This window comes from Curtobacterium sp. MCLR17_040 (assembly GCF_003234735.1).
GTDB lineage: Bacteria > Actinomycetota > Actinomycetes > Actinomycetales > Microbacteriaceae > Curtobacterium > Curtobacterium flaccumfaciens.
Genome location: NZ_QKTE01000025.1, coordinates 12,765 through 37,955 on the forward strand (window position 1 = coordinate 12,765; position 25,191 = coordinate 37,955).

The 25,191-nt window shown below is 71.0% G+C and carries 21 protein-coding genes and 1 other RNA gene; 9 read left to right on the top strand and 13 right to left on the bottom strand.

Annotated elements, in window-relative coordinates; translation table 11 throughout:
- The first annotated feature begins 12 nt into the window (after positions 1 to 12).
- The 4 genes from glmS to DEJ01_RS16190 all read left to right on the top strand — a co-directional run bounded on the left by glmS (position 13) and on the right by DEJ01_RS16190 (position 5,480).
- The gene (glmS, locus tag DEJ01_RS16175) at positions 13 to 1,827 is read left to right on the top strand and encodes a glutamine--fructose-6-phosphate transaminase (isomerizing) (RefSeq protein WP_111024001.1); all 1,815 of its coding nucleotides are present in this window, start codon (positions 13 to 15) and stop codon (positions 1,825 to 1,827) included.
- 163 nt (positions 1,828 to 1,990) lie between these two features.
- Positions 1,991 to 2,704, top strand: coding sequence for a M50 family metallopeptidase (locus DEJ01_RS16180; RefSeq protein WP_071406357.1), 714 nt, complete (start codon positions 1,991 to 1,993; stop codon positions 2,702 to 2,704).
- Between the two features lie 88 nt (positions 2,705 to 2,792).
- Positions 2,793 to 4,175 (top strand): O-acetylhomoserine aminocarboxypropyltransferase/cysteine synthase family protein, encoded by a 1,383-nt coding sequence (locus tag DEJ01_RS16185; RefSeq protein ID WP_111093580.1) that lies wholly within the window; start codon positions 2,793 to 2,795, stop codon positions 4,173 to 4,175.
- The gene (locus DEJ01_RS16190) at positions 4,176 to 5,480 is read left to right on the top strand and encodes an LLM class flavin-dependent oxidoreductase (protein ID WP_111093581.1); all 1,305 of its coding nucleotides are present in this window, start codon (positions 4,176 to 4,178) and stop codon (positions 5,478 to 5,480) included.
- Positions 5,481 to 5,496: 16 nt separating this feature from the next.
- On the opposite strand, the gene DEJ01_RS18255 is transcribed toward DEJ01_RS16190, so the two are convergent.
- The 8 genes from DEJ01_RS18255 to DEJ01_RS16230 all read right to left on the bottom strand — a co-directional run bounded on the left by DEJ01_RS18255 (position 5,497) and on the right by DEJ01_RS16230 (position 12,388).
- Entirely contained in the window at positions 5,497 to 6,378 is an 882-nt protein-coding gene (locus DEJ01_RS18255) for a hypothetical protein (RefSeq protein WP_111093582.1), read from the bottom strand.
- A gap of 162 nt (positions 6,379 to 6,540) precedes the next feature.
- Positions 6,541 to 6,917, bottom strand: a transfer-messenger RNA (tmRNA) gene (ssrA, locus tag DEJ01_RS16200).
- Positions 6,918 to 7,012: 95 nt separating this feature from the next.
- A complete protein-coding gene (gene smpB / locus DEJ01_RS16205) occupies positions 7,013 to 7,489 on the bottom strand; it encodes an SsrA-binding protein SmpB (protein WP_027465851.1) in 477 nt (158 codons plus the stop codon).
- 130 nt (positions 7,490 to 7,619) lie between these two features.
- On the bottom strand, positions 7,620 to 8,534 hold the full coding sequence (gene ftsX / locus DEJ01_RS16210) for a permease-like cell division protein FtsX (protein ID WP_027465852.1): 915 nt from the start codon (positions 8,532 to 8,534) through the stop codon (positions 7,620 to 7,622).
- A complete protein-coding gene (gene ftsE / locus DEJ01_RS16215; RefSeq protein WP_017888215.1) occupies positions 8,531 to 9,286 on the bottom strand; it encodes a cell division ATP-binding protein FtsE in 756 nt (251 codons plus the stop codon). Before ftsE ends, ftsX begins: the two co-directional genes overlap by 4 nt.
- 61 nt (positions 9,287 to 9,347) lie before the next feature.
- Positions 9,348 to 10,457, bottom strand: a complete 1,110-nt coding sequence (prfB, locus tag DEJ01_RS16220; protein WP_110863996.1) for a peptide chain release factor 2 — start codon at positions 10,455 to 10,457, stop codon at positions 9,348 to 9,350.
- A 45-nt stretch (positions 10,458 to 10,502) separates the two neighbouring features.
- Entirely contained in the window at positions 10,503 to 11,498 is a 996-nt protein-coding gene (locus DEJ01_RS16225) for a Gfo/Idh/MocA family oxidoreductase (protein WP_111093583.1), read from the bottom strand.
- Between the two features lie 2 nt (positions 11,499 to 11,500).
- Positions 11,501 to 12,388 carry a sugar phosphate isomerase/epimerase gene (locus DEJ01_RS16230; RefSeq protein ID WP_071406362.1) on the bottom strand — a complete coding sequence of 296 codons (888 nt, stop codon included), beginning with the start codon at positions 12,386 to 12,388 and terminating at the stop codon, positions 11,501 to 11,503.
- Positions 12,389 to 12,456: 68 nt separating this feature from the next.
- On the opposite strand from DEJ01_RS16230, the gene DEJ01_RS16235 reads away from it, so the two are divergent.
- Positions 12,457 to 13,479 carry a LacI family DNA-binding transcriptional regulator gene (locus DEJ01_RS16235; RefSeq protein WP_111029174.1) on the top strand — a complete coding sequence of 341 codons (1,023 nt, stop codon included), beginning with the start codon at positions 12,457 to 12,459 and terminating at the stop codon, positions 13,477 to 13,479.
- Between the two features lie 143 nt (positions 13,480 to 13,622).
- Here DEJ01_RS16235 and DEJ01_RS16240 read toward each other — a convergent pair whose 3' ends face one another.
- The gene (locus tag DEJ01_RS16240) at positions 13,623 to 14,117 is read right to left on the bottom strand and encodes a GNAT family N-acetyltransferase (RefSeq protein ID WP_214564971.1); all 495 of its coding nucleotides are present in this window, start codon (positions 14,115 to 14,117) and stop codon (positions 13,623 to 13,625) included.
- A 151-nt stretch (positions 14,118 to 14,268) separates the two neighbouring features.
- On the opposite strand from DEJ01_RS16240, the gene DEJ01_RS16245 reads away from it, so the two are divergent.
- Entirely contained in the window at positions 14,269 to 14,904 is a 636-nt protein-coding gene (locus DEJ01_RS16245) for a hypothetical protein (protein WP_111093585.1), read from the top strand.
- Here the strand turns inward: DEJ01_RS16245 and DEJ01_RS16250 are convergent.
- From DEJ01_RS16250 to DEJ01_RS16265, 4 genes are all read right to left on the bottom strand, one after another.
- Positions 14,897 to 15,394, bottom strand: coding sequence for a hypothetical protein (locus DEJ01_RS16250; protein WP_111093586.1), 498 nt, complete (start codon positions 15,392 to 15,394; stop codon positions 14,897 to 14,899). The two genes, DEJ01_RS16245 and DEJ01_RS16250, sit on opposite strands and share 8 nt — an antisense overlap.
- A 57-nt stretch (positions 15,395 to 15,451) precedes the next feature.
- A complete protein-coding gene (locus DEJ01_RS16255) occupies positions 15,452 to 15,847 on the bottom strand; it encodes a hypothetical protein (RefSeq protein ID WP_258375740.1) in 396 nt (131 codons plus the stop codon).
- A 173-nt stretch (positions 15,848 to 16,020) separates the two neighbouring features.
- Positions 16,021 to 16,824 (bottom strand): hypothetical protein, encoded by an 804-nt coding sequence (locus DEJ01_RS16260; RefSeq protein WP_146247653.1) that lies wholly within the window; start codon positions 16,822 to 16,824, stop codon positions 16,021 to 16,023.
- 103 nt (positions 16,825 to 16,927) lie between these two features.
- Positions 16,928 to 18,109 carry a cysteine desulfurase family protein gene (locus DEJ01_RS16265; RefSeq protein ID WP_111093588.1) on the bottom strand — a complete coding sequence of 394 codons (1,182 nt, stop codon included), beginning with the start codon at positions 18,107 to 18,109 and terminating at the stop codon, positions 16,928 to 16,930.
- A 59-nt stretch (positions 18,110 to 18,168) separates the two neighbouring features.
- Between DEJ01_RS16265 and DEJ01_RS16270 the strand changes: the two genes are divergently transcribed.
- The 3 genes from DEJ01_RS16270 (at position 18,169) to glgB (ending at position 25,010) form a co-directional block, all read left to right on the top strand.
- A complete protein-coding gene (locus DEJ01_RS16270; protein WP_111093589.1) occupies positions 18,169 to 20,268 on the top strand; it encodes a glycogen-debranching protein in 2,100 nt (699 codons plus the stop codon).
- Positions 20,269 to 20,442: 174 nt separating this feature from the next.
- Positions 20,443 to 22,443, top strand: a complete 2,001-nt coding sequence (locus tag DEJ01_RS16275; protein WP_181438481.1) for an alpha-1,4-glucan--maltose-1-phosphate maltosyltransferase — start codon at positions 20,443 to 20,445, stop codon at positions 22,441 to 22,443.
- The gene (gene glgB / locus DEJ01_RS16280) at positions 22,440 to 25,010 is read left to right on the top strand and encodes a 1,4-alpha-glucan branching protein GlgB (RefSeq protein WP_111093590.1); all 2,571 of its coding nucleotides are present in this window, start codon (positions 22,440 to 22,442) and stop codon (positions 25,008 to 25,010) included. Before DEJ01_RS16275 ends, glgB begins: the two co-directional genes overlap by 4 nt.
- The last annotated feature ends 181 nt before the right edge of the window (positions 25,011 to 25,191 follow it).

Genomic DNA, 25,191 nt, shown 5'->3' on the forward strand with positions numbered 1-25,191 from the left:
AAGGGACAGCCGATGTGCGGCATCATCGCGGCCCGCGTGTCTGACGACGCGACCCCCTACCTGCTCGACGGACTCGAACGACTCGAGTACCGCGGGTACGACTCCGCCGGCATCGCCGTCCGGACGGCCGGCGGCCGCACCGAGACGATCCGCTCGGTCTCCCGCGTCGGCGACCTGCGGACGCTCGTCGCTGCACGCTCCGGTGACGCGCTCACCGGCGTCGGCATCGGTCACACCCGCTGGGCCACGCACGGTGCCGTGCGCGAGGCGAACGCACACCCGCACGCCGACTGCACCGGCCGGATCTCGATCGTGCACAACGGCATCGTCGAGAACGCGGAGCGGCTGCGGCAGACGCTCGAGGCGCAGGGCCACCGCTTCCGGTCGGACGTCGACTCCGAGGTCATCGCGCACCTGGTCGAGCGGGCGCTGGCGGTCGACCCGGACCTGATGCTCGCGGTGCAGATCGCGACGGCGCAGCTCGAGGGCTCGTGGGCGATCGTGGTCCTGGACGCCCGGGACGGCCGCATGGTCGTGGCGGCGGACCGTTCGCCGCTCGTCGTCGCCCGCTCCGGCCGCGGCGACTTCGTGGCGAGCGACATCGGCGCGATCGCCGAGTGGTGCGAGACGTTCGTGGCGCTGCGCGACGGCGACGTCGTCGAGCTCGGTGAGGCCTGGACCTGGTCGTCCGACGGCATCACGGTACCCGTGCCGTTCCCCACGCCGTCCCCGTTCGCCGCCGCAGCACTCGACCTCGGCGACCACACCGACCACATGGCGAAGGAGATCGACGAGCAGGCCGACGTCGTCGCGACGATCCTGGACCGCGTGACCCGCCGCACCGCCGACGGCAGCATGTGGGTGGGCCTCGGCCTGGCCGGCTTCCACCGGCTGGCGATCGTCGCCTGCGGCACGTCGCTGAACGCGGGCCAGGTGATCGCGACCGCACTGCGCGGGATCGGTGGGGTGCCGACCGACATCGTCGTCGCGAGCGAGGCCGACCAGGCCGTGCTCGGTCCGGGCACCCTGGTCGTCGCCATCAGCCAGTCCGGTGAGACCGCGGACGTGCTCCGCGCCCTGGACCGGTTCGAGGACCGCCACCCGGTGCTCGCGCTGACGAACAACATGCACTCCTCGCTCGCCCGACGAGCGGACGCCGTGCTGGACTGCCACGCCGGCCCGGAGATCGGGGTCGCCGCCACGAAGACGTTCACGGCGCAGGTCGTCGTTGGCGTCGCGGCGATGATCTCCGCGATGGTGGCCTCCGGCCGTATCGAACCGTCGCGCGCGCAGGTACTCGTCGACGAACTGCTCGACCTGCCGGCACGGATCGAGCACGCCGCGCGGGTGTCCGCCGAGCGGATGCCGCTGCTGGTGTCGAGCGTCAAGGAGGCGACGGGCTTCCTGTTCCTCGGCCGCGGTGCCGGACTGCCGTACGCCGCCGAGGGCGCCCTGAAGCTCAAGGAGCTCAGCTACCGCTGGGCCGAGGCCTACCCCGCCGGCGAACTCAAGCACGGGCCGCTCGCGCTGGTGGACGACGGCACCCCGGTGGTCGTCATCGACCACGGTGAGCCGAAGATCCAGTCGGCGATCGCCGAGGTCCGGGCACGCGGTGGCTTCGTCATCACGATCGGCGGCGAGTCGGCGGACATCCCCGCGCTCGGCCGCCGTGGCACCGGTGACCTGGCCTGGGGTGCGATGACCGCGCCGTGGGGTCCGCTCGAGGCCGTCGTGCCGCTGCAGATGCTCGCGCGGGAACTGGCCCTGCAGCTCGGGTGCGACGTCGACAAGCCCCGGAACCTGGCGAAGTCGGTGACGGTCGAATAGCCGGGCGCCGACGCGTGAACCGCCTGACGGTCTTCCTCGCCGTCCTCACCGCCCTGGCGATCGCCGGCACCGTGGTCCTGGTCACGGTGGTGCTGACGACGCCCGGGCTCCCCTGACGCCGGGCCCGCAGGGTCTTCCTGGGCGGGGCTGCGATGCTGGTCACTTGACCACCGCAGCCCCGCCCCTCGTCTTCGTCGCGCTCCTCGTCGGCGCCGTCCTGCCGTTCGTGCCGTTCGTCGGCCGCGTGGCCCGCATCGCCGCGACCATCGCGCACGAGGTCGGGCACGCGATCGTCGTCGTGCCGTTCGGTGGGCGGATCCAGCGGATCGAGCTGCACCCGGACGGGTCCGGCGAGGCCTGGGTCCAGCTCGGCCGGGTGCCCGGCGGCATCCGGTGGCTCGTCCGGATCCTGAACCTGTACGCCGGGTACAGCGCACCCCTCTGGGCGGGGGTGCTCCTGGTGACCGGGGTGCTGCACGGCTCCCGCTGGCTGCCCGTGGTGGTGCTCGCGGTCATCGGGCTCGTGGCGCTGGCGTTCGTCCGGAACTGGTTCGGCCTGCTCGTCGTGCTCGGCTTCGACGCGCTCGCCCTGTGGGTGGCCGTCCGCCCGTCCGAGGCGACCGTCCTCGTCGTCGCGGCCGTCGGGGCGTTCTTCGTCGTCGACGGCCTGCGCTCGGTGGTGCAGGTCGGCCGCTGGCTGCTCACCGGTGCCCGGGTGCAGACCGACTTCCACATCGCCGCGGCCGAGATGCGGGTGCCGGCGTCCCTGTGGTTCGTGCTGTTCGTCGCCGTGAACGCCGTCGCCGTGTGGCTGGCGCGCGAACCGCTGCTCCAGGTCTGGGACACCGTCGTCACCGGGGTCCGCGCACTCGTCTGAGGCTGCGCTCGCGTAACCGGGGGCCGCAATCGCCTGTCCGCGCCGAGCGGCTGCGAGGCTACCGCCAGACGACCCCCGGAGGTGTCCCATGGCGACCGACGACCACGGCTTCGCGACCGAGCAGGTACACGGCGGCTTCGTGCCCGACGCCGGGCACGGCGCCCGGGTCCCCGCGATCCACATGTCCTCCGGGTTCCTGTTCGACGACTTCGACCAGGCCCGCGACCGCTTCGCCGACACCGACGACGGCTACACCTACACGCGTCTCGGCAACCCCACGAACGCCGACGTCGAGCGTCGCGTGGCGCTGCTCGAACGCGGTGTCCAGGCGATCCTGGTCGGCAGCGGTCAGGCGGCGGCGACCGTGGCGTTCCTCGGCCTGCTGCAGGCCGGCGACCACGTCGTCAGCGCCCGGAGCATCTACGAGGGCACCCGCGGGCTGCTGCTGCAGAACCTCGGCCGGCTCGGCATCGAGGTCGACTTCGTCACCGACGCCCGTGACCTCGACGCCTGGGCCGCCGCGGTCCGACCGAACACGAAGGCGTTCTTCGCCGAGACGATCCCGAACCCGAAGAACGACGTCCTCGACATCACCGGCGTCGCCGAGACCGCACACCGCGCCGGCGTCCCGCTGATCGTCGACAACACCCTCGCCACGCCGTACCTGGTGCGCCCGGTCGAGCACGGTGCGGACATCGTCGTGCACTCGGCGTCGAAGTTCCTCTCCGGGCACGGCGCCGGACTCGGCGGCGTGGTCGTCGACGGCGGCCGCTTCGACTGGTCCGCCGCCCCCGAGCGCTGGACCCACCTGACCAGCCCCGAACGGTCCCTCGGCGGCGAGAGCTACGTCGACCGGTACGGCAACCGGGCCTTCGCCGTGTTCGCCCGCGACGTCGTCGCCGCACGCATCGGCCCGGCGCCGTCCCCGTTCAACGCGTTCCTGCTCCGCCAGGGCATCGAGACGCTGTCGCTGCGGGTGGAACGCCACTGCGCGAACGCGCTGGCCGTCGCGTCCTGGCTGGACCAGCAGCCGGAGGTGACGAGCGTCGACCACGCGGGCCTGGCCTCCAGTCCGTTCCACGACCTCGCCCAGCGCTACCTGCCCCGCGGGGCCGGGTCCGTCTTCGCCTTCACGCTCGCCGGCGGCGAAGCCGCCGCGCGGGCGTTCATCGACGCCGTGCAGCTGTTCAGCCGGATGACCCACCTGGGCGACGTCCGCTCGCTGATCCTGCACCCGGCGACCACCACGCACGCCGGCCGCACGCCGGAAGAGCGAGCCGAGCAGGGCATCGACGACGGCCTGATCCGGCTGTCGGTCGGCATCGAGGACGTCGCGGACCTGCTCCGCGACCTGGATCGCGGGCTCGTCGCGGTGCGGTCCGCAGACGCCGCCGGCCTGGAGGCACGTGGAGCGTCCGACGCGCAGCGCACGGCCACCGGTGGGCCGGCCCTCGACCGGCAGGAGCGCTGAATGGCCGGGCTGCAGCACTTCGGGTACTTCTTCTCACGTGGCTTCGGCCCGCAGGCGTGGGGCCGGTCCGACTGGGACTGGGGCCACGACTGGACGAAGCCGGACCTGTACCAGGAGTCCGTCCGGACGCTCGAGCAGGCCGGCATGGACCTGGTGATCGCCGAGGACGCCGTCTCGCTCGGCTCCCCCGCGACCCTCGACCTGCGCATCCGGCAGGCGTACGGCGGCCCGAAGCACGACCCGCTGCTGCTCGCCCCGTACCTGTTCGCCGCGACCTCGCACATCGGCATCGCGCCGACCGTCAACGCGGGCATCACTCCGCCGTACCTGGCGGCACGGCAGTTCGCGACCCTGGCGCACCTGTCCTCGGACCGGCTGGGCATCAACGTCGTCACCGACGTCGGCAGTGCACGCCACGCCGGCCTGCCGCCGCTGCCGCACGACCAGGCGTACGACCGCGCCGAGGAGTGGATCACGCTGCTCCGCCGGCTCTGGCACTCGTGGGGCGACGCGTACGTCGGCGCACCGGACTCGTGGCACTTCGCGGACGGCGACGCGCTCGACGCGTTCCACCACGAGGGCGCCCACTTCACCGCCGACGGTCCGCTCAACGCGCTGCCGCTGGCGTCGGACCCCGTGGTCGTCTCCCCCGGTGGCTCGGGCCGAGGGCTCGCGTTCGCCGGCACCCACTCGGACGTGCAGCTCGCACTCGCACCGCTGTCCGCCGCCGCGGTGACGGACTACCGCGCCCGGGTGATCGCGGCAGCCGAGGCCGCAGGGCGGTCCACCGCGGACCTGCGGATCCTGTTCGTGCTGAAGCCCGTGATCGTGTCCTCGCCGGAGGAGGCCGACCGGATCGTCGCGGCGTCCGAGCACCCCACCGACGACGCCCTGCGTGCGGCGGCGATCGCGTGGTCGAGCGACTCCGAGACCGACCTGCTCGCACTCGACCTGGACGCCCCGGTGCCCGACGGGACCTTCGGGGAGCACGTCTCGGCCGGCACGATCCGCGGGCTGCTCGGGGACACCCCGGACGCACCGCTGCGGGAACTGCTCACCCGCAAGGCGCGGCAGGGGCGGATCGCGTCACGCTCGGGGTTCGTGGGGACCGCCGACGAGTTCGCGGACTTCATCGAGGAGCTCGGCAGCGACGCCGACAACGACGGGATCATCTTCTCGGGCGACCTGCACCCGGCGCAGATCCACCGGACGTTCGGCGACCTGGTGCCCGTGCTCCGGCGCCGAGGGCTCCTGCGACGGGAGTACGGCGCCGGAGGGATCCGGGCGAACCTGTTCGACTTCTAGCGGGGGCTGCTGCGAGCTACTTCTTCTTCTTGGACTTCTTCTTCGCGTCGTCGTCCTTCTTCGACTTCTTCGACTTCTTCTTGCCGTCGTCGTCCTTCTTGGACTTCTTCTTGCCGTCGTCGTCCTTCTTGGACTTCTTCTTGCCGTCGTCGTCCTTCTTGGACTTCTTCTTGTCGTCGTCCTTCTTCGACTTCGCCTTGCTCGCACCCGTCGGCAGCGGCAGGACGGCCGACACGGCCTCCGGATCCGCCTGCGAGACGTCGGCGTCGGCGGACACAGCCTCGGTCTCCGGCGACTCCACCCCGTCGATCGGCTCGACGACCACGGCCGAGCCGGTGTCCAGCTCGACGTCGACCGCGTGCTCCTCGAGCACCGGTGCCAGGGCGTCGGCGACCCGCTCGACCGTCAGGACCGCGTCCGCCTCGGCGAGTCGGAGCAGCGCCTGCGCGGTCCGGACCCGGGTGGTCGTCTTCCGCTCGAGGACGTCGGACCGTGCCCCCTCGAGGAACGTGCGCAGCGCGCGTTCCACGGCGGAGCGTCCGCGCGGGGCAGCGCGGTCGAGCCGATCGAGTTCTCCGGCGACCCCGGAGACGTCGTCGGCGACGTGCTCGTGGCGGACCGACTCGATGAGCGCGGCGATGGCGGCTGCGGCACGCTCGACCCCGGCGGAGCGCTGGTCGAGCACGACGAGCATCTCGACCACCGAGCCGTAGGTGACGGTCTCGAGGCGAACCGGCTCCGCGCCGCGGCCGCGAACGACCAGACGGGTGTCGGGGTTCGGCAGCCATGCGGCGAGAGCGGCGACCGTGGCGACGGAGCCCACGATCCGCTCGTACTCGCTGAGCACCACTCGTTCCTGCTCCCGCAGACGGACACGGATCGCGATCTCCTGCACCACGTGCTGACCTCTCGTTCGGGTTCGACGCGAGCGTGTTCTGCGCGCCTGCTCCGGAGCGTAGTCTTCGGACGTGGCGGAACAGCGAACGCCCCGGCACTGTCCAGGGGACGGTGTCGGGGCGTTCAGGTGGCGCAGCGTGACAGCGGTTCGTCGTTCGGCGAATGGTGGAGATGGGGGGAATCGAACCCCCGTCCATCGCTGCAATTCGACGTCTTCTACGGGCGTATCCGGATAGTTCGTTCTGCTCGGCCCCGTCCTTTGCTACCGGCTTCTAGGACGACGGGCCCAGTCTCAGTGCAAGTCCCGCACGGCCCTGAGGCGCAACCGTGCAGCAAGTCCTCTGGATGACGTCGGGATCAGGTTAGAAGACGGTCACCTGGCCGACGGACTTCATGTGCTGGGCTGCTTACGCAGCGAGAGCGAAGTCAGTGCGCTTGGAATTGGCACTTGTTGTTTTCCACGGATCGTTTACGAGATAACCGTGGGTCCTCGGCCCGCTTCCCGTCGGCACACAGGCAATGTCGAAACCGATCATCCCCATGCGGGCCGGACGTGCGAGCCGCTGTCACGCTGTTGAGTTGCCAATGCCCCTGTCGGAGCAGTCCCTCAGTCTAGCCGAGGAGGTGCGTCGGCGCTACTCTCCGACGCGGTTCCGGGTGCGCATGGCCCGCTCGGCCTCACGCTTGTCGGTCTTCTCGCGCAGCGCCTGGCGCTTGTCGAACTCGCGCTTGCCCTTCGCGACGGCGATCTCGATCTTCGCCCGACCGTCGTGGAAGTAGATCTGCAGCGGCACGAGGGTGTAGCCGCCCTGGGCCGTCTTGTGCGAGATCTTCACGATCTGCTGCTTGTGCAGGAGCAGCTTGCGCTTCCGCCGCGGCGAGTGGTTGTTCCAGGTGCCCTCGGTGTACTCCGGGATGTGCACGGCGTCGATCCACGCTTCGCCACCGTCGATGTAGGCGTACCCGTCGACCAGGGACGCGCGCCCCATCCGCAGGGACTTCACCTCGGTGCCGGACAGGACCATGCCCGCTTCGTACGTGTCCTCGATGAGGTAGTCGTGCCGGGCGCGACGGTTCGTCGCGACGATCTTCTCCCCGCGTTCCTTCGCCATGACGACTCCTCTCGATGGTGACCGGTGCAGTGCGCTGCGTGGGTGGTTCCGCGCAGCCCTACAGACTACTCAACACGAAGCGGGCGACGCACCTTCCCGGCGCGCCGCCCGTTCGCGGATGCTGTGTGCGTCAGACCTTCAGGTACCGGCGGATGGCGATCGACGCCGATGCCGCGGCGAGGAGCACCCCGATCACGATCACCGCGGGGACCACGATGGCCGCGTCCCCCATGCCGATGAACGCCGTGCCGGTGAAGCGCTCCGCCAGGAAGTTCCGGACGAAGAACCAGACCACGGCGGTGATGGCGCCACCGGCCAGGACCGCTCCGATGGCGGCGGCGATCACCCCCTCGAGCACGAACGGTGTCTGGATGAACCGGTTCGACGCACCCACGAGCCGCATGATGCCGAGCTCTCGCCGTCGACTGAACGCCGACAGGCGGATCGTCGTCGCGATGAGCAGCACCGCCGCCACGAGCATCAGCGCCGCGATGCCGATCGCCGTGTACGACGAGGCGTTGAGCAGGTTGAAGATCGGCTGCAGGTACCCGCGTTGATCGACGACGCTCTGCACGCCGGCGACCTTCGACAGGCTCTCGACCAGGACGTCTGCCTGCGACGGGTTCTTCAGGTTCACCCAGAAGGTCTCGTTCAGGTACTCCGGCTTGACGAACTCCGTCGCGGCCGAGTCCTTGAACTGCTCCTTGAACCGGGTGAAGGCCTGGTCCTGGTTCTCGTAGTAGGTCTTCTCGATGTACGGCTTGAGCGTCGACGAGTCGAGCTGCGCCTGGACCTGCTCGCGCTGGTCGGCGGTGGCCTTCGCGCCGGTGCAGTTGCCTGTGGTGTCGGTGTCGGTGCACAGGTAGACGGCGACCTGCGCCCGGTCGTACCAGTACCCCTTCATCTGGTTGATCTGCATCTGGAGCAAGATCGCCGTGCCGACGAAGGTCAGGGAGATGAAGGTCACGAGGACGACGGAGACGACCATCGACGCATTGCGCCGCAGGCCCGAGCCGACCTCGGACATGACGAGCCCGAGCCTCATCGGATGAGCCCCGGGATCGTCTGGATGCCGGTGGTGTTGGACACGGTGCCTCGCTGGATCGGGACGGCCTGGGTCTGGTAGCCGCCGGACTGTTCGTCGCGCAGGACGGTGCCGTTCGAGAGCTCGATGACCCGCCGCTGCATCTGGTTCACGATGCTGGCGTCGTGCGTCGCCATCAGCACGGTGGTGCCTCCCTGGTTGATGCGTTCGAGGAGCGCCATGATGCCGGCGGACGTCGTGGGGTCCAGGTTTCCGGTGGGCTCGTCGGCCAGCAGGATCGCCGGCTTGTTCACGACGGCGCGGGCGATGGCCACACGCTGCTGCTCACCACCGGAGAGTTCGTGCGGCATGCGAGTGGCCTTGCCGGCGAGCCCGACGAGCTTCAGCACGTCGGTCACGGCCTCGCTGATGAAGCCCTTGCTCTTGCCGATGACCTGCAGCGAGAACGCCACGTTGTCGAACACGTTCTTGTTCGGCAGCAGACGGAAGTCCTGGAAGACCACCCCGAGGTTGCGGCGGAAGTACGGGACCTTCCGTGATGCCAGGGACCCGAGGCGCTGCCCGAGCACGTGGATCTGCCCGCTGGTGGGCTTCTCCTCCTTGAGCACGAGGCGCAGGAAGCTGGACTTGCCGGAACCGGACGCGCCCACGAGGAACACGAACTCACCCTTGAGGATCTCGAGGGTGAGGTTGTCGAGCGCCGGACTCGGGTTGCCCGAGTAGACCTTGGTGACCTGGTCGAATTTGATCATGACCGGATCAGGGTAGGTCGCCCCGCTTGGAAAGCAAGCGAGGCGCGCGGCTCAGGAAGCCCTACTCGGCAGCGGATTGCTTGCGCCAGCGGATGCCCGCGTTGATGAAGCCGTCCAGATCGCCGTCGAACACGGCTGAGGGGTTGTTCACCTCGTGCTCCGTCCGGAGGTCCTTGACCATCTGGTACGGCGCCAGGACGTAGGAGCGGATCTGGTCGCCCCAGCTCGCCGTGATGTTGCCGGCGAGTTCCTTCTTCTTCGCGTTCTCCTCTTCCTTCTTCAGGAGGAGCAGGCGCGACTGCAGCACGCGCATGGCGGCCGCACGGTTCTGGATCTGCGACTTCTCGTTCTGCATCGAGACGACGGTGCCGGTCGGGATGTGCGTCAGGCGCACCGCGGAGTCGGTCGTGTTGACGGACTGCCCGCCGGGGCCCGACGAGCGGAACACGTCGACGCGGATGTCGTTCTCGGGGATGTCGATGACGGCGGTCTCCGGCATGAGCGGGATGACCTCGACCGCGGCGAAGGACGTCTGGCGCTTGCCGGCGGCACCGAACGGCGACATCCGGACCAGGCGGTGGGTGCCGGCCTCGACCGAGAGCGTGCCGAACGCGTGCGGGGCGTCGATCTCGAACGTCGCGGACTTGATGCCCGCTTCTTCGGCGTACGAGGTGTCCATGACGGTGGTCTTGTAGTTGTGCTGCTCGGCGTACCGGAGGTACATGCGGAGGAGCATCTCGGCGAAGTCCGCCGCGTCGACGCCACCCGCGCCGGCGCGGATCGTGATGACCGCCGGACGGTCGTCGTACTCACCGTCGAGGAGCGTCTGCACCTCGAAGTCGCCGATCATCTTCTGGATCGCCTTGAGCTCGGCGAGCGCTTCGTCAGCGGACTCCTGGTCGTCGCCCTCGTTCGCCATCTCGACCAGCACCTCGAGGTCGTCGATGCGCTGCTCGGTGTCGGTGATCTTCTTCAGCTCCGACTGGCGGTGCGAGAGCGCACTCGTCACCTGCTGCGCGTGGTCGACGTCGTCCCAGAGGTCCTGGGCCCCGGCCTGCTCGCTGAGGTCGGCGATCTCACGCTGCAGGCGGTCGACGTCGACCACCGAGCGGATGTTGCCGAAGGTCTCGCGAAGGGCGGAGAGCTGCTCGGTGAAGTCCAGTTCGACCATGGTCATCGATCCTACCGGCGCGAGTCCGACTCGGCCGACCGGGGGTCAGTAGTCGATGTGCTCCGTCCGTCCCGACGACAGTGCACGAGTGGCCGCCTCGGCGATGGCCTGGGCCCTGAGCCCGTCCTCCAGGGAGACCGGCGGCTCGGATCCGGACTCGAGCGACGCGACGAAGGCGGCGAGCGTCGCGGCGTAGGTGGGCTGCACACGCTCGAACCAGCCGTCGTGGAGTCCGTCCGCGTAGATCTGCCCATCGGTGTAACGAGCGACGTTCCCGCGGTGGTTCCGCCGCGACTCGACGAGTCCGGACGATCCCATGACCTCGATGCGCTCGTCGTAGCCGTAGCCGGTGCGCCGCACGCTGTCGATCTGCACGAGCGCGCCGGAGGGCATCGTGAGGGTCGTGACCGATGTGTCCACGTCGCCGAACTCGCGGATGGCCGGGTCGACGAGCGCCGAACCCGCCACCGCGACCGTCACCGGGTCCTCGCCGGTGATCCACCGCACGAGGTCGAAGAAGTGCACGGTCTGGTCGCGGAGCTGGCCGCCCGAGACCCGCAGGTAGTCGAGCGGCGGCAGGGACGGGCCGCGGGAGCTGAGCTGGACGAGTTCGACCGCACCGATCTCCCCCGTGGCGACGATGCGTTGCAACTCGGCGTGGTCACGGTCCCATCGCCGGTTGAAGTCGAGCATCGCCGGCACGCCGCTGGCAAGCACGTGCTCCACCACCGCGACCGCGTCGGCGTACCCGGCAGCGATGGGTTTCTCGCAGAGCACGGCGATCCCGGCGTCGGCGGCAGCGTGCAGGTGCTGCGCGTGGGTGTCGGTGGAGGAAGCGACGAAGACCGCGTCGACCTGCGCCGCATCGAACGCCTCGTCCTGGGTGAGCGCCCGCGTGCCGTGCCGTGCCGCCAGCGATGCAGCGCGGTCACGGTCGACGTCGTGGATCCCCACGAACTCGACGTCGGGGTGCGCTGCGAGGGACGCGGCGTGCACGGCGCCGATGAAGCCGGCACCGACGAGTGCGAAGCGTTGCGTCATGATCAGCCCACCAGGATCGCGGTCAGGTCGTGCATGGTGCGTGCGACGACGGCGGGATCCTGTTCGTTCGCCCGGTCGGAGAACATCTCGGTGACCCACCATCCGTCGTACCCGGTGGCCTTGATCGCGTCGACCCACTGCTGCAGCGGGATCGCGCCGCCACCGATGACGACGTTGCGGTGGACGGCTTGGTCGGGAACCGTCCGGTCGCGGTCCAGGTCGAACCCGTCCGACAGGTGGACGGCCTTGATGATGGACGCGGGCAGCGCTCGGACCTCGGCCAGCGTGTCCCCGGTCGTCCAGAAGTGCCAGGTGTCGAGTGCGATCCCCACGTTGTCGCGCCCGGCCTCCTCGATGATGTCCAGCGCGTGCCGGCATCGGTTGAGGTGCGCCCAGGCGAGGGGCTCCAGGTAGACCTCGAGCCCGTGGTCCGCGGCGATGTCCGCCGCCAGACGGACGTTCGCACCGGTGATGCGGACCGCTGCGTCCTCGTCGAGTCCGAGCGTCGCCCGGTACCGGGTGTCGTCGTCGGCCAGCCGGCCAGCGCGGTGGTCACGGACGACGGCGGAATCGACCGGCCCGGTGCACAGCTGCACGATGGGCGCACCGACGGCGGTCGCCACACCGCACATCCGCTCGACCTCCGCGACGAAGTCGTCGCGACCGGCACCTTGACGCTCGATGTCGAGCACGGCACCGAGCCCCGTCACTTCGAGGCCCTCGAGCAGTGGCGGCAGTGTCTGGACGTCGTAGCCGGCATCGAGGTACCGGTAGAGCTTCGGGCTCTGCAGCTCGATGCCGCCGTAGCCGGCTTCCTTCGCGAGGCGGACGTCCTGGACGACGTTGCCGTGGAACGTCGTCGTGACGTTCATGGAGATCTTCGGGGGCATCTGCGCTCGCTTCGTTGGACAGCACTGGAACTAGCTGGACCGGTCCAGAATAGGACTAGCCTGCTCTCATGTCGAGACCGCACCACGCTCCGACCATCCGGGACGTCGCCGAGCGCGCCGGGGTCTCGAAGTCGCTGGTCTCACTCGCGCTCCGCGGCGACCCAGGAGTCAGCGACGCCCGTCGGGCGGCCGTCGAACGAGCAGTCGACGAACTCGGCTACCGACCGAACCGCGCAGCGAGGAGCCTCGGCGAGCAGCGGACGGGCACGGTCGGAGTGCTCCTGAACGACCTGCGGAACCCCTGGTTCGTCGACCTGCTCGCCGGACTCACCGCGACGCTCGACACCGTCGGACTGGCACCCATCCTGGTCGACTCGGCGACCACACGGCGCGTGGGCGGTTCGCCCGTGGACATGCTCCTGCGACAACAGGTGGACGGCATCGTCGTGGTCGGCACCACAGAGGACGACGCCGCGCTCCGTCGGGCGGTCCAGGAGGTCCCGGTGGTCCTCGCCGGGACGTACGAGCCTGACGACCTGCACGCCGACGTGGTCGTGAACGACGACCACGCCGGCGCTTCGATCGCGACAGAGCACCTCCTCGCGCTCGGACACACCCGGATCGGTCACCTCGTCGGCCCGGGGCGCGTCGGAGAGCTCCGCGAGCAGGGTTTCCGCGCGACCATGACCCGCCACGGTGCCGACGCCGTCGTGGTGCCGGCCGGCATGAGCGAGGAGAGCGGGTACGCGGCGGCCCGACGAGTCCTGGGCACGGCCGACCGTCCGACCGCGCTCGTGGCCTACAACGACCTCGTCGCCATCGGCGCGTTGTCCGCGGCCGACGACCTCGGCCTCGTCGTCCCGGACGACGTGTCCCTCGTCGGGTACGACGACACCTACCTCGGCAGCATCCGGCACATCTCGCTCACCACTGTCGACAACGGGACGTTCGCGATCGGGGCCCAGGCGGCACGGTGGCTCGGTGAACGCGTGCAGGGGCGAGACCCGGAGCCGCGCGTGCACCGAGTACCGGTGTCACTCGTGGTGCGGCGCACCACGAGCGGTCCGAGACCGACGGACGGCGACCGCTGACGACGACGTCGCCGACGGTCCGGGGTCCCAGCGCGCCCGCCTGTCCGGCGCGCACCCGGAAGGCCGACCGGGAGGCCCGGCGCAGGTCCGTCTCGCTTGTCGCGGTCTTCCTCCGCACGCCTCGCACACCCGCCCCGGCCCCGTCATCCGGGCCTCCGGTGCGACCTGGCGATCGCGTACCGTCGCAGCCGTACGCCACCGCGGCGCTCGGTCGACAGCAGGACGGCGTCGTAGTGCTCCAACACCCCGATGGAGCCGTCGTTGTCATCGCGGCAGACGGCGATCACCGGGTCGATCCCGACGCGCGATGCGTGCGCGAGCACCTGGCCCAGCGCCCACGTCGCCACGCCTCGGCCCCTCGCCGACGGGCGGATCCCGTAACCGACATGGCCGAACCGCTGCACGCCGGCCGCGTCTCCCGGCGCCCGGAGTGCGATCCCGCCCAGGACGCGCCCGTCCTCGACGATCCACCAGAGCGCCCCGGGTCTGGCGTGCAGTCGGCCGACCCAGGTGCGGAACCCGTCCTCGTCGCCGACGTCGTCGTGGGCGGTGATCCCGAACCCGTCCTCGTGCACACCCGGCCCCCACTCGGCATGCGCTTCGGCCCACGCCTCGTACAACGCCGTCTGCGGCCTCACCAACTCGAGCATGTCCAAGTATCACAACGAAGCGGGTCGGTGGCGATCCCCTCGTGCGGATCCGATGGCAGTCGCTTCCGGAGTCGCACGCGCGACCCGCACCGACCGTGACCCGTAGAGTCGAGAGACTCTCGACGTCAGGACCCGAACGATGACCAGCCCCGCAACCGACCCAGCCGGAGCCGAGCGGTGGGCAGCCGCCGCCCGGCTCGCCGACGGCCAGAGTGACGACGGGCTCCGCCGCCGCCGGACCCGCGTGTTCGTGTGGGCGGGGGCACTCGTCCTGGTCTCGTGGGCGGTCGGGGTGGTCCTGGCACTGGTGCTGGTGCCGGCCACCGGGAGCAGCCACGCGAGTGGCGGCGATGGCGTGCAGCTGCTCGTCCAGCTCCTGCTGTTGCTGCTCGGGCTGGTCGTCGGCATCGTCGGTTTCGTGTGGGCCTTCCGCTCCGGTCACTACGTCACTCGCTGGCGATCGGTGAGCAGCCCGATCTCCCGCGCGGAGCAGCGGTCGGTGCGGCGTCAGATCGCCGGCAAGGAGCCGATCGACGACGAGCACGCGGACATCGTCGTCGCGGTGGCCGTGCAGAACCGTCGAGCCACGCTCGGGATCCTGCCGATCCTCGGCGCCGTGATGCTGTTCGCCGCCTCGACGGCGGTGAGCACGGACAGTCTGCCCATCAAGCTGATCGAGCTCGTCGCGTCGTTCGCGGTGGCGCTCGGGGTCGTGCAACTGGCCGTGCAGTACCGACGAGCCGGGCGGTTCCTCTCGGAGCGCCCCGTCAGCTGACGTCGTCCGGCTGGCCGCCCGCACCGCTCGACCGTCGGCGGCGTCGGCTCCTCAGGACCAGCAGGAGACCGACCAAGGACGCGGCGCTCCCGAGGAACACCCCCGCCCCGACCCACGTCGTGACGGACGTGCCGTGCCCGAAGAGCGCGTTGATGAGCATGCCGAGTCCGACAGCCACGCCGGTGAGCAACACCGCGCAGGTCGGTTCGAGCCACGGAGGCGACAGGAGCGACCGTCGGTCGACCGGGAGGCCGCGGTCCAGTCGAGCACGCGCAGCTCGCTCGCGGTCCTGGATCGCGATCCCGATCATCGGCCCCCAGAACGCCACCGTGGCCTGGCTGCCGCCGGGATCGACCAGGATCAGGATCGCCAGCGTCGCCACCGCACCGCCGAGGTACCACCAGGGGAAGACCCGACGGATCGGGACGGCCCAGCGGCTGTCCCGCCGGGTGCCGTTCCGCGGACGGTGCTCACCGCTGGTCGTGGCCACGGTCAGCGCTCCCGGCGCAGATCGGCGCTGCCCTGTGGGCTCGGAGTGGTCACGGGCTCAGGCTACCGGCGGACGTGCGTCCACCTCGTCGCTCCCGGTGAGCACTTGCGCAGTGCCGTCACCTACCCGAGACCGCGCGACCGCCAGTGCCTGCTCAGCCGACGCGAGGAGCACCGGATCACTGGCCTGTCTGAGCGCGACGGCGAGTGTGAAGTCCTCGACGGCACGGTCGACGTTCCCGGCGGCGAGCAGCGCCTTGCCTCGGTGTTGCCGCATCACGGCCTCGCGAGTCGTCCCGATGCACTCGGCGACGAGGAGGTCGTACTCGCGCACAGCGGTGCGGGTGTCGCCGAGGTCACGGTGGCAGTCGGCCCGCAGTGCTCGGACACGCTGCGTCGAGGCGACCCGTTCGAGACGACGAAGCGCATCGCCCGCCTTGCCGGTCCACAGCAACTCGATCTCCTCACGGAGTGGGTCGTCTGCCGATCCTGCGCGGAACGCAGCGAGGTCGGTGATGACCGGACGGAGATCGGCGGACCGGATCCGCCATCCGGGGCCGCCCTCGACGTCGTGCGTGGCGCCCGTCCCCCGGGTGTGCGGCGTTCGAGGTTCCGGGATGCACGCCGTCACGGTCGTCCCTTGCGGAACGGAAACCGGAACGACCGTCGCCGAACCGCCACGGGCCGAAGCCCTTGTGCCAATCGCGTCAGCTCCACACGCAGGTCCGCATGAACGGTCGGCACACCGACACCCGGGTGCCGAGGGAACGGGTTGCCCTCGATCCCGAGCACGGTCAGTGCGGCGTGGGCGTGCCCGGATGCCGACTCCGGGTCGCCCAGCCGGCTCGCGACGCGGGCCCGCGCTGTCAAGTACCGGACGACGCGATCGCGGAAGAACGCCGTCTTCCGGATCGAGTCCTCGGCGCCGGCGAGCAGTGCGTCCGCCTCGGCGAGCGACGAGGGATCGCCGAGCTGCATGAGCACCTCGGCCAGGAGGACCTCCGACATGCCGGTGGTGAACGAGTCGGAGCCGCACTCGGCGATGCGCCGGAGGACGCTCCAGTACTCGTCAACGGCGTCACGCAGACGTCCCGACAACGCCAGCGACATCGCGAGCACCTCCCCGCCGTCGTTCACGCGCGCCTGCGACCCGCCGACGGCCTCGATCTCCGCCATGAACCGGACGAGCAGCCCCCGACCGACCTCGCGGACGCCCTCGTCTGCTTCGCCCTGCAGGGCGAGGGTCGCCCCCTGGATGCGGATGTACTCGAGCCTGGACGATCTCGCACGTGCGAGCTTTGCTTCGAACGCCGCAGCGATCTCGTCGTTCCACTCGGTCGAGCGGTACCAGTTGTCGTCCCGCGGCGGTCGGACGCGCGCTGGACGGCGGACGTCCCCTGCGTCGTGTACGTCGTCCGGCCTCGGCACCACGAGCAGCAGTATGCCCTGGAAGGGGACCGGCGTCAGCGTCGCAGCCGAGATCGCCGGTGTCCCACCCAGGCGCAACCCGCAACGACTGCGCCGGAGTCAACCACTACCGCCCGAGCAGCGGCTCCCGCGACGCCATCCCAGCTGCACCGGCACGAGCGACGGCATCGGGCAGCGCCGTCAGGAACGCGTCGACGTCGGCATCGGTCGTCGTGTGGCCGAGCGTGATCCGGAGCGCACCACGAGCGTCCTGCTCCGACAGCCCCATCGCGAGCAACACGTGCGACGCCTCGGGCACACCGGCCTGGCACGCCGACCCGGTCGAGACCGCGACCCCGGCGGCGTCGAGCAGGAACAGGAGCGAGTCGCCCTCGCACCCGGGGAACGTGAAGTGGGCGTTGCCCGGCAGCCGGTCGACCGGGTCCCCCATCAGCACCGCTGACGGCACGGCCGCACGGACCCCGGCGACCAGGCGGTCCCGCAGGGCGACGAGCGACGGGTGCGGCATCGGCTCGGCGACGACCGCGGTGGCCGCGACACCGAAGGCCGCAGCCGCCGGGGCGTCCTGCGTGCCGCTCCGCACCTGCCGCTGCTGCCCACCGCCGTGGATGAGGGGTTCGACGGTGGCCTTCCGCCCGAGCACGAGTGCGCCGATGCCGACGGGCCCGCCGATCTTGTGCGCGGAGACGCTGAGGGCGTCGAGGCCGGACCCGGCGAACGACACCGGCACCTGCCCGTAGGCGGCGACCGCGTCGCTGTGCACGGGCACGCCGGCGGCGTGCGCGAGCTCCACGATCCGTGACACGGGCTGGATGGTGCCCACCTCGTTGTTCGCCCACAGGAACGTGACCAGGGCGACGTCCGAGGCGTCGGCGAGCCGCGCCTCCAGTCCGGCGAGGTCGACGCGACCCTGCGCGTCCAACGGGACCACGTCGATGACGGCGCCCTCGTGCGTCTCCAGCCAGGTCAGGGTGTCGACGGTGGCGTGGTGCTCGCCGCCCGGGACGACGATGCGGGGCCGCTGGCGGTCGCGCTGGCGAGCCCAGAACAGGCCCTTCACGGCGAGGTTGATGCTCTCGGTGCCGCCGGAGGTGAACACGACCTCCACGGGGTCGGCGTCGAGCGAGCGGGCGACGGCGGCGCGGCCGTCCTCGAGCAGCATCTTGGCGCGCTGACCGGCGCTGTGGATGGACGACGGGTTGCCGACGGTGCCCAGGGCATCGGTGAAGGCGGCGAGCGCCTCCGGCAGGATCGGCGTCGTCGCGGCGTGGTCGAGGTAGACCGACAAATGCACCCCCTGGATCGAGCAGTGTCCAGGATACGCGCCGGTCCTCGTACCCTTGTCGCGTGCACGAGACAGCGATCGACCTGACGCCGGGGTTCTCCCTGGGCGGGACCGTCCCCCGGTTCACCCTGCGGTCCGCGACGGCGACGGACGTCGTCCTGGTCGTGGCGAGCGCGGGGAGCGCCGACGGAGCCGACCCCTCCGACGTGCGGCCGACGCGGTACCCGCTCGAGCGCGTGCCGGACACGGACGTGTGGACCGGCGAGGTCCCCGGGGTCGTGCCCGGCGACCGCTACCACCTGCTCGTGGACGGGCCGGTCGGGCCGCGGCACGAGTTCGACCCGACGCGTCCGCTGCTCGACCCGTACTCGCGGGGCATCCTGCCGACCGGCGACGACGAGGCGTCCGGCCCCCGCTGGACCAGCGTGGTCATCGACGACGCGTTCGACTGGGGCGGCGTCGTGAAGCCGCAGGTCCCGCTCGACCGTGCCGTCGTCTACGAGGCGAACGTCCGCAGCCTGACGGCCGCGAACCCGCACCTGCCGGAGCACCTGCGCGGCACGTACGCCGGGGTCGCCCACGAGAGCACGATCGCGCACCTGCACCGCATCGGCGTCACGACGCTCGAGTTGCTGCCCGTGCAGGCGTTCGACACCGAGCGGTGGCTCCGCGAGGCCGGCCGGCAGAACGCCTGGGGCTACAACACGCTCGGGTTCTTCGCCCCGCACGCCGCGCACGCCTCGGCACCGGCGCAGCAGGAGGGCGCCGACGCCGTCCTGCGCGAGTTCAAGGGCATGGTCCGGCTGCTGCACGAGGCCGGCATCCAGGTCGTCCTCGACGTCGTCTACAACCACACCGCGGAAGAGGGCCTGGGTGGTCCGACGACGAGCCTGCGCGGCATCGACGGTGCGAACCGCTACCGCTGGGCGCAGACCGACCCGCCCCGCCGGGACACCTACTACGACACCACCGGGTGCGGGAACACGCTCGACACCTCGGTCGAGGCGACGGCGGACCTCATCCTCGACAGCCTGGCGTACTGGGCGCGCGAGGTGCAGGTCGACGGGTTCCGCTTCGACCTGATGGCCGCCCTGGCCCGCGACGGCGAGCAGCGGTTCGACCCGTCGCACCCGCTGCTCGAGCGCATCCGGAACCACCCGGACCTGCAGGACACCCTGGTGATCGCCGAGCCGTGGGACGTCGGCCCGGACGGCTGGAAGACCGGGGAGTTCGGCGCAGCCGGGCACCGCACGAGCGAGTGGAACGACGGGTTCCGCAACACGGTCCGCCAGTTCTGGCTCACCGACATCGCTGAGGAGCGCCGCACCGGCCTGCCGCAGACCGGGATCGGTGCGCTCGCCGGAGCCCTGACCGGGTCGCGTCACGTCTTCGGCGCCGACCGCGGCCCGCTGGCGAGCGTCAACTTCGTCACCGCGCACGACGGCTTCACCCTGCTCGACCTGGTGTCGTACGACGGCAAGCACAACGAGGCGAACGGCGAGGACAACCGCGACGGCTCGAACGACAACCGCTCGTTCAACCACGGCATCGAGGGTGACACCGCCGACCGAGGGGTCCGCGCCGCGCGCGGCCGGTCGATGCGCAACCTGGTGGCGACCCTGATGCTCTCCGCCGGGGTGCCGATGCTCACCGCCGGCGACGAGCGGAGCCGCACGCAGCACGGCAACAACAACGCCTACGTGGTGTCCGACGACCTGACCCCGGTGGACTGGTCCGACGACGAGGACGCCGAGACGATGACCGAGGCCGTCGCCGCGCTGGCCCGGTTCCGGCAGGCGCACCCGTCGCTCCGCCCCACACGCTTCGGCGTCGAGGGGCAGGAGACCCCCGGGGCCTCGCGGATGTCCTGGTACGGGCCGGACGGGCACCCGATGACGATCGAGGGCTGGGACCAGCCGGTGCATCGCGCCCTGCAGTACTTCGTCGAGTCGACGCCGGAGCACGAGCCCTTCGACCGCGTCCTGGTGGTCGTGCACGGCAGCGGCCGCACCCGCGACCTGACCCTGCCGGTGCGCGAGGACGTCCTCGGGTACCGCCTGGCCTGGTCGAGCGAGAAGCACCGCGACCACGAGCGCCTGCGTCCCGCCGGGCAGGTCTTCACCGCCTACGGCCCCGGCATCCACCTGTTCGAGGTGGCGTAGCGCCGAGCAGGCGGGTGCGGCCCGGCGTCGCGACCGGGTGGCGGACGGGAGGCCCGTGGCGGCCCCGCCACGGGCCTCCCGTCCGGTCCTCAACAGGCTCCACGGCGCGCCCGGCCCTCCACAGCGGGCCGATTCCGGGGAACGCGGAGCCGCTCGCCGGGTAGCGTCGCTTCCGTGGCCACCGCAGACCGACCCCGCCGCCCGAAGATCGGGCGCATCCCGATCACCGAGCTCGCCCCGAGGACGCCGAACGGCTTCCCCGGCAAGGCATTCGACGGCGAGGTGATCACGTTCGGTGCAACCGTCTTCCGAGAAGGACACGGCATCATCGGCGCCGACCTCGTCCTCGAACGCCCAGACGGTGGAACCCGCACCGTCCCCATGACCCTCGGTGCCCCCGGCACCGACCGCTACGAAGCCACGGTGCAGGTCGACCACGTCGGCGTCTGGACGTGGCACGTCGAGTCGTACTCCGACGACTGGGCGAGCTGGCTGCACGGCGCACGCCTGAAGATCGCGGCCGGCGTCGACACCGAGGCGACCCTGCTCGACGGTGCCGTGCTGCTCGACCGGCTGGCCGAGGAGACCGACTCCCCCGCCGCCACCCGCGCCGCCGCACGCGTCCGCGACACCGACCTCGACCCGGCCGAGCGCCTGGCCGCCGTCGACGACCCGCGGATCGTCGCCGAGGTCGAGGAAGCCCCGCTCACCTCGCTCCGGACCCACTCCGCCACCCAGCTGCTCGACGTCGAACGCACCCGCGCCGGCGTCGGCGCCTGGTACGAGTTCTTCCCCCGCTCCGAAGGCGCGAAGAAGAACCCCGACGGCTCCTGGAAGAGCGGCGACTTCCGCACCGCGGCCCGCCGGCTGCCCGCCGTCGCCCGGATGGGCTTCGACGTCATCTACCTGCCGCCGATCCACCCCATCGGCACCACCGCCCGCAAGGGGCCGAACAACACGCTCACGCCCGGGCCGAACGACCCCGGCAGCCCCTGGGCGATCGGCTCCCCCGAGGGCGGGCACGACGCGATCCACCCCGACCTCGGCACCGAGGACGACTTCCGCGACTTCGTCGAGACGGCGAAGAACACCGGTATGGAGGTCGCGCTCGACTTCGCGCTGCAGTGCTCCCCCGACCACCCCTGGGTCACCCAGCACCCGGAGTGGTTCACGCAGCGGGCCGACGGCTCCATCGCGACCGCCGAGAACCCGCCGAAGCGCTACCAGGACATCTACCCGATCCAGTTCGACACCGACCCCGAGGGCCTGGTCACCGAGGTCGAGCGTGTCCTGCGCCACTGGATCGACTTCGGCATCCGGATCTTCCGCGTCGACAACCCGCACACCAAGCCGCTCTGGTTCTGGGAACGGGTCATCCGTGAGATCCGCGACGAGCACCCCGACACCGTGTTCCTCGCCGAGGCGTTCACCCGCCCGGCGATGATGCGCGCGCTCGCCGAGGCCGGGTTCCAGCAGTCGTACTCGTACTTCACCTGGCGCAACACCAAGGACGAGATCGAGGACTACTTCACGGAGCTCTCGCACGAGACGAGCGACTACCTGCGCCCGAACCTCTTCGTGAACACGCCCGACATCCTCACCGAGTACCTGCAGTTCGGCGGTCGTGCCGGCTACAAGGTGCGCGCGGCACTCGCCGCCACCGGCGCGCCGACGTGGGGCATGTACGCCGGGTACGAGCTGTTCGAGGACGTCGCCCGTCCGGGCTCGGAAGAGAACATCGACAACGAGAAGTACGAGTACAAGCCGCGTGACTTCGCCCTGGCCGAGGCCGAGGGTGCGTCCCTGGCGCCGTACGTGACGATGCTCAACCGCCTGCGTGCGGCGCACCCCTCGCTGCGACAGCTGCGGAACCTGCACGTGCACGCCGCCGACGACCCGGCGATCGTCGTCTACTCGAAGCACCTGTCTGGCGAGTACATCCGGTCAGGGCGCCCCGACACCGTGATCGTGGTCGCCAACGTCGACCCGCACTCCGCCCGTGAGACCACCGTGCACCTGGACCTCGCCGCACTCGGTCTGCCGACCGAGGGCCTGTTCGACGTCCGTGACGTCGTGACCGGTCAGCGCTGGACCTGGGGCGCGTCGAACTACGTCCGCCTGGACGCGTTCCAGGAGCCCGTGCACCTGCTCGTCGTGGAAGGACCCCACCGATGACCCCCGAACCGACCGACCCCACGAAGCGCGGACCGGCCGTCCCGCCGGTGCCGCCTCCGCCGCCGGCCGTGCCGCGGTACGAGCCGAAGGTGTCCGCGCCCGACGAGGACCTGCCCGGCGCTCCACCGGCGCAGCGCGAGGCGCCCGACCGCGGCGTGGCGGAGTCCGCCACGCTCGCCGGGCACCCCGCCGACCCGACGCACCCGCGGCAGCCGTCCGTGGCAGCCGCGGCATCGTCGGACGCCCCGACCGCCCCGACCGCCCCGACCGGCGGCGCTGCACCCGTGGTCCGTCCGGCTTCCGTCGACGCGCCGGTCGCCCCCAGCGCCGCTGCTTCGGCGTCGGCTGCTGCCTCGGCTCCGGCCGCCGCTGCCGCCACCGGTACGGCCACGGATCCGCGTCCGGCTCCGATCGAGGACTGGCTGCGTCTGCAGGTGGCCGAAGGCCGCTGGTCCCAGCCGCACGACGTGCTCGGCCCGCACCCGGTCGACGGCGGCACCAGCGTCCGCGTCGTCCGGCACCTGGCCCGCGCGGTGCGCCTCGTGCGCCCCGACGGCGACGACATCGAACTCACGCACGAGGGCGACGGGCTCTGGGCCGGCGCCACTGCCGAAACCCTCGGTCGCTACCGCGTCGAGTCGGAGTACGACTACGACGAGTCCACGGACGAAGACGACGCCACCTGGACCACCGACGACGCGTACCGGTTCGCCCCGACGCTCGGCGAGCTCGACCTGCACCTGTTCGGCGAGGGCCGTGACGAGCAGCTCTGGCACCACCTCGGCGCACACGCCCGCACGGTCGACGGTGTCGACGGTGTCGCGTTCGCCGTCTGGGCACCCCGGGCCACCGCCGTCCGCGTGATCGGCGACTTCGAGGGCTGGGAAGGCCGCACCACCGCGATGCGCCGTCTGAGCGACCTCGGCGTCTGGGAGCTGTTCTGGCCCGGCGCCGTCGTCGGGCAGCGCTACAAGTTCCAGATCCTCACCGACTCCGGCTGGGTGGAGCGGGCCGACCCGTTCGCCCGTGAGGCCGAGATCGCCCCGGCGACGGCCTCCGTCGTCACCGAGTCCACGTACACGTGGTCCGAGGGCGACGCCGCGTGGATGGAGCGCCGCGCACAGACCACCACGCACGACGCCCCGATGAGCGTCTACGAGGTGCACCTCGGCTCGTGGCGCCCCGGCCTGTCGTACCGCGAGGTCGCCGACCAGCTCATCGGGCACATGGAGTACACCGGCTTCACCCACGTGGAGTTCCTGCCGCTCGCCGAGCACCCGTTCGGCGGCTCGTGGGGCTACCAGGTCACCGGGTACTACGCGCCGACCGCACGCTTCGGTTCGCCGGACGACCTGCGCTACCTGATCGACCGCCTGCACTCCGCCGGCATCGGCGTGATCATGGACTGGGTCCCCGGGCACTTCCCGAAGGACGAGTGGGCCCTCGGTCGCTTCGACGGCTACGCGCTGTTCGAGCACCCGGACCCCCGCCGCGGTGAGCAGCTCGACTGGGGCACCTACGTGTTCGACTTCGGGCAGCCGCAGGTGCGCAACTTCCTGGTCGCGAACGCGCTGTACTGGTTCGAGGAGTTCCACATCGACGGCCTCCGGGTCGACGCGGTGGCCTCGATGCTGTACCTCGACTACTCCCGAACCGACTGGCTGCCGAACATCCACGGCGGCCGCGAGAACCTCGACGCGATCTCGTTCCTGCAGGAGACGAACGCGACGGCGTACAAGCGCTACCCCGGCATCGTCATGATCGCCGAGGAGAGCACCTCGTGGCCGGGCGTGACCCAGCCGACGAGTGCCGGCGGACTCGGCTTCGGGCAGAAGTGGAACATGGGCTGGATGCACGACTCGCTCGAGTACGTGCAGCGCGACCCCGCGTACCGCAGCTACCACCACGACGAGATCACGTTCTCGTTCGTCTACGCGTTCAGCGAGCAGTTCACCCTGCCGATCAGCCACGACGAGGTCGTGCACGGCAAGGGCTCCCTGTACGGCAAGATGCCCGGCGACGAGTGGCAGAAGCTCGCCAACGTGCGTGCGTACCTGGCGTTCATGTGGGCGCACCCCGGCAAGCAGCTGCTCTTCATGGGCCAGGAGTTCGCGCAGCCCGCCGAGTGGTCCGAGGCGAAGGGCCTCGACTGGTGGCTCCTCGACCAGCCAGGCCACCGCGGTGTGCAGGACCTCGTCGCGGAGCTCAACCGCGTGTACAAGGACTCCCCTGCGCTCTGGACGCACGACTCGACGGCCGACGGCTTCGAGTGGCTCGAGGGCGGCGACGCACCGCACTCGACCCTCGGGTTCCTGCGGAAGGACGGCGACGACCGGGTCGCGGTGTTCGTGAACTTCTCCGGCGTGCCGGTGGAGCGTCGCTTCGGGCTGCCGACCGCCGGCGAGTGGCACGAGGTGCTCAACACCGATGCTGCCGAGTACGGCGGCTCCGGAGTCGGCAACCTCGGCGTCGTCACCGCAGAGGACACCCCGTGGGCGGGCCGCCCCGCCTCGGCGCACCTCGTGGTGCCGCCGCTCGGTGCCGTCTGGCTGAAGCTGGCCCAGTAGCCCGGCCAGCGTCCGCGACGCGACCGACGGACAGACGGGAGGCCCGGTGCCAGCTGGCACCGGGCCTCCCGTCTGTCTCGTCCCGGGCGAGCGGTTGTGCTCGGGACGCCGTCGTGTCCTCGAGACGCCCCCGAGACGCCGAGACGCCGCCGGATTCGGCGGCGTCTCGGTGTGACGACGG

What these genes read in the sequence shown, in the direction of transcription:
- glmS (WP_111024001.1), top strand. Translation starts at nt 13, where the DNA reads ATGTGCGGCATCATCGCGGCCCGCGTGTCTGACGACGCGACCCCCTAC.
- DEJ01_RS16185 (WP_111093580.1), top strand. Translation starts at nt 2,793, where the DNA reads ATGGCGACCGACGACCACGGCTTCGCGACCGAGCAGGTACACGGCGGC.
- DEJ01_RS16190 (WP_111093581.1), top strand. Translation starts at nt 4,176, where the DNA reads ATGGCCGGGCTGCAGCACTTCGGGTACTTCTTCTCACGTGGCTTCGGC.
- smpB (WP_027465851.1), bottom strand. Translation starts at nt 7,489, where the DNA reads ATGGCGAAGGAACGCGGGGAGAAGATCGTCGCGACGAACCGTCGCGCC.
- ftsX (WP_027465852.1), bottom strand. Translation starts at nt 8,534, where the DNA reads ATGAGGCTCGGGCTCGTCATGTCCGAGGTCGGCTCGGGCCTGCGGCGC.
- ftsE (WP_017888215.1), bottom strand. Translation starts at nt 9,286, where the DNA reads ATGATCAAATTCGACCAGGTCACCAAGGTCTACTCGGGCAACCCGAGT.
- prfB (WP_110863996.1), bottom strand. Translation starts at nt 10,457, where the DNA reads ATGGTCGAACTGGACTTCACCGAGCAGCTCTCCGCCCTTCGCGAGACC.
- DEJ01_RS16225 (WP_111093583.1), bottom strand. Translation starts at nt 11,498, where the DNA reads ATGACGCAACGCTTCGCACTCGTCGGTGCCGGCTTCATCGGCGCCGTG.
- DEJ01_RS16230 (WP_071406362.1), bottom strand. Translation starts at nt 12,388, where the DNA reads ATGCCCCCGAAGATCTCCATGAACGTCACGACGACGTTCCACGGCAAC.
- DEJ01_RS16235 (WP_111029174.1), top strand. Translation starts at nt 12,457, where the DNA reads ATGTCGAGACCGCACCACGCTCCGACCATCCGGGACGTCGCCGAGCGC.
- DEJ01_RS16245 (WP_111093585.1), top strand. Translation starts at nt 14,269, where the DNA reads ATGACCAGCCCCGCAACCGACCCAGCCGGAGCCGAGCGGTGGGCAGCC.
- glgB (WP_111093590.1), top strand. Translation starts at nt 22,440, where the DNA reads ATGACCCCCGAACCGACCGACCCCACGAAGCGCGGACCGGCCGTCCCG.